At 47.1% G+C, this 5,162-nt stretch carries 5 protein-coding genes and 4 tRNA genes; 3 read left to right on the top strand and 6 right to left on the bottom strand.

The features are described from left to right. Positions 1-136: 136 nt before the first annotated feature. From SPM24T3_RS23835 to SPM24T3_RS23820, 4 genes are all read right to left on the bottom strand, one after another. Positions 137-212, bottom strand: a tRNA-Thr gene (locus tag SPM24T3_RS23835). Positions 213-225: 13 nt separating this feature from the next. Then, positions 226-300: transfer RNA gene (locus SPM24T3_RS23830), tRNA-Gly, on the bottom strand. Positions 301-507: 207 nt separating this feature from the next. Continuing rightward, a tRNA-Tyr gene (locus tag SPM24T3_RS23825) sits at positions 508-592 on the bottom strand. 21 nt (positions 593-613) lie between these two features. After that, positions 614-689, bottom strand: a tRNA-Thr gene (locus SPM24T3_RS23820). Positions 690-726: 37 nt separating this feature from the next. Between SPM24T3_RS23820 and SPM24T3_RS25670 the strand changes: the two genes are divergently transcribed. The 3 genes from SPM24T3_RS25670 to coaA all read left to right on the top strand — a co-directional run bounded on the left by SPM24T3_RS25670 (position 727) and on the right by coaA (position 2,903). Beyond that, positions 727-1,008: a hypothetical protein gene (locus SPM24T3_RS25670; protein WP_157135362.1), complete on the top strand. Its 282-nt coding sequence runs from the start codon at positions 727-729 to the stop codon at positions 1,006-1,008. Between the two features lie 165 nt (positions 1,009-1,173). Next, positions 1,174-1,722, top strand: a complete 549-nt coding sequence (locus tag SPM24T3_RS23815; protein WP_009639409.1) for a GNAT family N-acetyltransferase — start codon at positions 1,174-1,176, stop codon at positions 1,720-1,722. Between the two features lie 230 nt (positions 1,723-1,952). Beyond that, on the top strand, positions 1,953-2,903 hold the full coding sequence (gene coaA, locus SPM24T3_RS23810; protein WP_009639408.1) for a type I pantothenate kinase: 951 nt from the start codon (positions 1,953-1,955) through the stop codon (positions 2,901-2,903). A gap of 82 nt (positions 2,904-2,985) precedes the next feature. Here the strand turns inward: coaA and birA are convergent, their stop codons facing one another. Next, positions 2,986-3,945, bottom strand: coding sequence for a bifunctional biotin--[acetyl-CoA-carboxylase] ligase/biotin operon repressor BirA (birA, locus tag SPM24T3_RS23805; protein WP_009639407.1), 960 nt, complete (start codon positions 3,943-3,945; stop codon positions 2,986-2,988). Beyond that, on the bottom strand, positions 3,942-4,979 hold the full coding sequence (gene murB, locus SPM24T3_RS23800; RefSeq protein ID WP_009639406.1) for a UDP-N-acetylmuramate dehydrogenase: 1,038 nt from the start codon (positions 4,977-4,979) through the stop codon (positions 3,942-3,944). Before murB ends, birA begins: the two co-directional genes overlap by 4 nt. Positions 4,980-5,162 lie beyond the last annotated feature (183 nt).

Here is a 5,162-nt window from a genome sequence, read left to right as displayed (position 1 = left end):
AGAACGTTCAAACTTTTCTTTAGACATCGATTGTCCCTCTGAGACACGGTTAGATCGGTGGTATCACCACATCAACCAAGCAATTGCTTGTTTGAATTAAGTATCAGAAGAAAATCAGGGGGGAAGAGTTTAGAAGTGGTGCTGATAGGCAGATTCGAACTGCCGACCTCACCCTTACCAAGGGTGCGCTCTACCAACTGAGCTATATCAGCACATCTAGTTAGTTGGAGCGGGCAGTGGGAATCGAACCCACATCATCAGCTTGGAAGGCTGAGGTAATAGCCATTATACGATGCCCGCATCCTAGAACCCGGCTACCTGATTTTTCTGAAGAACATCAAGGTGGGGACAAGGCGATGAAACACTTAATTCCGCACCTTCACCTCAAGACCCGTGCTGTTTCATTTAACTAACTGAAAGCCTGGAGACTCAAGGTTGTAAACTTTCATCTTTCACTCTGCTGGCTGGTCGATTCGGCTAATGCCGTTTCTACCTCGCAGAGGAAGATGGTGGTGGGGGAAGGATTCGAACCTTCGAAGTCGATGACGGCAGATTTACAGTCTGCTCCCTTTGGCCGCTCGGGAACCCCACCTAATTGTGTTAAAGTACTTGATGGTGCCGGCTACCGGAATCGAACTGGTGACCTACTGATTACAAGTCAGTTGCTCTACCAACTGAGCTAAGCCGGCATCAAGTGCTGCGCATTCTATGGGGACTTGGCGGACCATGCAACAAAAAAATTGCGATAATTGTTTATTCGGTCATGTTTTATGCAAAACAGTGCTTTCTGGCCCATTTTCACCTATTTATCGCTTAAAGAGCAGCCAGTTGAGAGGATTTATTCGCAGATGGCGGGAAAGTAAAATTGCGGAGAAACTCAAACACCCGCAAAAAGACCCTATTTTTGATGAAAAAAGTAAAACCCTCTTTTATCCCTGCACCATAAAAGTGATCAAACGCACACTTTCGGCTCTCATCCCCTCTCCTCCTCAATTCGATATCCTGTAATTAAAGGGTTTTCTTGTTGGCGCGCTTATTGCTTACCCTTTATATGAACTGAATATTAATCCCCTGGGAACTTCTCAAGGCACTTGCAAGAAAGAGAGTTAGTGTGTTCATAAAAGAAAAGAGCAGGCATCACATACTCCCACGTCCTTCTTTGGAGAAGAGAATATGAAAATTGTCTTACTCAATGCCGCCACGCTGCCTATCTATCACGAGGAGCTGGCTCATCTGTTGAACGATACCCATGCAGTTGGATTGCCGGGTCTGTTATCCCATGATGATTATCCCGCAGCCTCAGCAACGTTTTTCCATGATTTGCGCGAGGCCATTTCGAAACATCAACGATTATTGTGGATAGCCCGCAATGAGCAGGGGCTGGTAGGAACAGTACAGTTAGAGTTGGCATCCGACGATGCGTCAACGCAGTGCGGCACAATATCAACTCTGATTGTAGATACCTCTGCAAGACGTCAGGGCGTCGCCAAGCAGCTTATGCGCGAACTTGAAAATACAGCCTTTAACCTACGGCGCGGTTTATTGTCTTTGGATATTCAGGCTGGAACACCTGCAGAAGCGTTTTATAAGGCTCAGGGATACCAATGTTCGGGTAAAACTCCGGCTGAAACGGCAGCATCATACTCTTCCCGCCATCGTGGTAGAGTATATTTTAAGCAGTTGATTCCTGATAGTGCTCCCTCGTCCCAGCGGATAAATTAATTCCGGCGAGTGCATTAACAATTATTTAACAATGAGTTATGCACTCTTAACCCCAATTTTCGCTATCATCTTTTCTCAAAAATGTTTTAACTCAATCAAAGAAATCGATAAGTTAATAAGAAAAATGTCTACGCCCGAAAACAAGCTGTCTATAATAGCCAGCTGGTTTACTGTCTGGAGTTGGCGTGCAGCGCCTTTCCTGACCTGCGCTAACAGGCAGACTTTAACTTATGAAAAAAAGAGACTTATCTTTGGCAACCCCATACCTACAGTTCGACAGAACTCAGTGGGCAGCCCTACGTGATTCAGTGCCATTAACGCTCAAAGAAGCGGAAATCATGAAACTGAAAGGTATCAACGAGGACCTGTCTCTAGAAGAAGTTGCACAAATCTACCTACCGCTTTCGCGTCTTCTAAATTTCTATATCAGTTCGAATCTGCGTCGTCAGGCTGTTCTTGAACAATTTCTTGGCACCGACGGGCAAAAAATCCCTTATGTGATTGGCATCGCAGGCAGCGTTGCTGTGGGCAAAAGCACCACCGCGCGTCTCTTGCAGGCTTTATTGAGCCGCTGGCCTGAGCACCGCACCGTTGAACTGGTTACCACCGATGGTTTTCTGTATCCCAATAAAACGCTTAACGAGCGTGGGATTATGAAGAAAAAGGGCTTTCCGCAGTCCTATGATATCCATCAGTTAGTCAAGTTCGTATCTGAAGTGAAGTCAGGTGCCAAAAACGTCAGCGCGCCGGTCTACTCTCACCTAATCTATGATGTCATCCCCGATGGCAATAAGGTCATTAACCAGCCAGATATTTTAATCCTTGAAGGATTAAACGTTTTACAAAGCGGAATGGACTATCCTCACGATCCTCATCGCGTATTTGTTTCGGACTTTGTGGACTTCTCAATTTATGTCGATGCGCCAGAGGATTTATTACAAAGTTGGTATATCAACCGTTTCTTGAAATTCCGTCAGGGCGCGTTTTCCGATCCTGATTCTTATTTCCATCATTATTCCAAGCTGCCAGAAACGGAAGCCATACAGATTGCCACTGGTTTATGGAATGAGATTAACGGACTGAATCTAAAAGAAAATATCTTACCAACCCGTGAGCGAGCTAGTTTGATTATGACCAAAAGCGCCAATCATGCGGTTGAGAGTGTCCGCTTGCGGAAGTAATTAGTCTCAGCTAATGATTATAAAGACAAAGGGAGCTTCAAAGGCTCCCTTTTATTTTGAGGAAATAATAGAATTAGAGCTGTTACCTTCCGCGTAAGGATATTTCTCCGCCGATAAAGGTTTTAATTTCACCCTCTATTTCTAATAATAATGCTCCTTGCTGATCGATCCCACGCTCAATACCATGTATTTCATTGTCCCCAATCAGTAATTTAACCGGTCGGTCGATAAAGTTATCCAGGTTGCGCCAACGTGGAACAAACGATGCCAGACCTTCCTGCTCAAACTTACGTAATGCTTCACGTAGTTCTTTCAACAGGGTCACTGTCAGGTCATTACGGTTGATATCAATACCGGCTTCTTGCAGGTTAATCCATCCCTGATTAATCACATCTGCGGCAGGTTCACGCATGCGCAGGTTAATTCCCGCACCAATGACCAGATGCGCAGCATCACCCGTTTTCCCGGTTAGTTCGACCAGAATACCCGCCAGTTTACGATCCTTGAGATAGAGATCGTTGGGCCACTTAACTCTGACATCTTCTGCGCCAAGTCGCTGCATGACTTCCGCCATGACGATACCGATAACCAAACTCAGCCCCATGGCTGCTGCCGGTCCCTGGTCTAATTTCCAGTACATAGACAAATAAAGATTGGAGCCAAAAGGCGAGAACCAACGGCGCCCGCGACGCCCTCTCCCAGCCTGCTGATACTCGGCAACGCAGGCGTCACCCGAATTCAGTTGGCTAATGCGGTCCTGCAGGTATTGATTGGTTGAATCAATAACCGGTAGAACATCGACATTGCCCTCTGGCAATGCGGCCAGAATCTTTTCTTGATCTAACAGTTGGATAGCTGCCGGTAACCGATAACCTTTTCCGGGGATGGTAAAGATATCCAGGCCCCAGTCACGAACCGTTTGGATATGTTTATTGATTGCAGCTCTACTCATGCCAAGTTCAGAGCCCAGCTGTTCACCAGAGTGAAATTCACCGTCAGACAGGATGGAAATTACTCGCAGCGGTACGGTGATATCTTTCATGACAGCGCCTCAACGGCATTGACTTCACCCTGTGCCGCGATAAATCGGACTTCCGGCTCCAACCAAACAGCAAATTTCTCGGCAACCTGATCTCGAACGTATCGAGCCAGCGAAACTACCTCCTGACTGGTTGCATTATCTTGATTTATTAGCACTAATGCCTGCTGCTGATGTACGGCCGCGCCACCGATTCTGAATCCTTTTAGCCCAGCCTTCTCGACCAGCCATCCAGCGGCGAGTTTTACATTGCCATCGGCCTGCGGGTAAACCGGCATATTGGGATACTCGGCAAGCAGCGCATTAACCCGTTTTGCATCTACGATAGGGTTCTTGTAGAAGCTGCCAGCATTACCGGTTTTAGCCGGATCGGGCAATTTGCTGCGACGCATGGCGCATACGGCGTCGAAAATTTGTCTTGGCGTTACGGTCGCAGCATCCAGGCGGATCAAATCACCGTAAGTCAGCTTGGGTTGCCACTGTTTCGCCAGACGCAAACCCACAGCAATGATGGCATACCCTTCGCGATACGCATGCTTGAAAATGCTTTCACGATAGCCGAACAGACAGTCTATAGCGGACAACCGCAACACTTCGCCGCTGTCCAGATTAAGTAAATCAACGTAATCACAGAGGCTTTGTAGTTCGATACCATAGGCACCAATGTTCTGGATTGGGGCCGAGCCGACACAGCCGGGGATCAATGCCAGATTTTCTAATCCGGCAATATTGTTATCCAGCGCAAAGCAAACCAATTGATGCCAGTTTTCGCCAGCTCCGACATGTAGTAGCCATTCGCTGTCAGTTTGTATGATTTCGATGCCTTTTAGGCGATTAACCGCCACGATCCCGTCAAAGTTTTCCAGGAACAGCACATTACTTCCCTCGCCCAAAAGTAGCAAAGGTTGATGATTTTTTTGGGCAAGATGCCAGGCTTGTGTCAAATGCTCACTGCAAGTAGCGGTAATAATTTGCGCTGCCTGCGCCTCAACTGAGAAAGTATTAAGGTGTTTTAAAGAAGTGTCGTGAGTCGACATAACGCGTTTTACTCTTTTTGGGCCTGATTAACTCTAGTTTACCCGATCCTGAAAGGGCTGACGCGACTGTTTTCAGCGCTTTTTTGCCCCTCCTCCCGTGCTTACAGCGCTTTTTATCACCCAGCGGGAAGCCGCTGACCGGCGTTTGTGCCCTCCGCAACAGCAAAAAGGCCCCTGTCTGAC

It is taken from the genome of Serratia sp. M24T3, assembly GCF_000257645.1.
GTDB lineage: Bacteria > Pseudomonadota > Gammaproteobacteria > Enterobacterales > Enterobacteriaceae > Rouxiella.
Note: the sequence above shows the minus strand (reverse complement) of the source record. Positions and strands in the feature narration are given on the sequence as shown.